This window comes from Mesorhizobium sp. M00.F.Ca.ET.216.01.1.1 (genome assembly GCF_004010325.2).
Classification (GTDB): Bacteria; Pseudomonadota; Alphaproteobacteria; order Rhizobiales; family Rhizobiaceae; genus Mesorhizobium.
Genome location: NZ_SADR02000123.1, coordinates 1 through 462 on the forward strand (window position 1 = coordinate 1; position 462 = coordinate 462).

The 462-nt window shown below is 68.0% G+C and carries 1 protein-coding gene; it reads left to right on the top strand.

Translation table 11 applies throughout. The annotated features are described in order from the left end of the window. On the top strand, window positions 1-462 hold a 462-nt coding region (locus EN859_RS35340; RefSeq protein ID WP_135913609.1), incomplete at both ends, for a DMT family transporter.

Below are 462 nucleotides of genomic sequence, written 5' to 3' on the forward strand. Positions count from 1 at the left end.
GGCGCACGCGATCGTCTTCGTCGGCTTGCTGCCGCTGGCCACCGCGATCTTCGGCGTGCTGCGCGGCGGCGATCGTCCGCGTCCGGCTTTCTGGCTGTTCTCCTGCATCGGCAGCGCTTTGGTCGCGGGCTTTTCCCTGTCGCAAGGCGTGACCGCGTCACCAGTCGGAGACGGCCTGATGCTCGGCGCCATTATCGTCTGCGGGCTCGGCTATGCCGACGGCGCCGCGCTGTCGCGCCGGCTCGGCGGCTGGCAGGTGATCTGCTGGGCGCTTGCTCTGTCGCTGCCGGTCATGCTGGCACTGAGCTTTGCGACGCTGCCGCCATCCTTCGCCGGCGTCGGGTCGGGCGCATTGATCGGTCTGGCCTATGTCTCGCTGTTCAGCATGCTGATCGGCTTCGTGTTCTGGTATCGCGGGCTCGCGCAGGGCGGCATCGCCGCCGTGGGACAATTGCAGTTGCT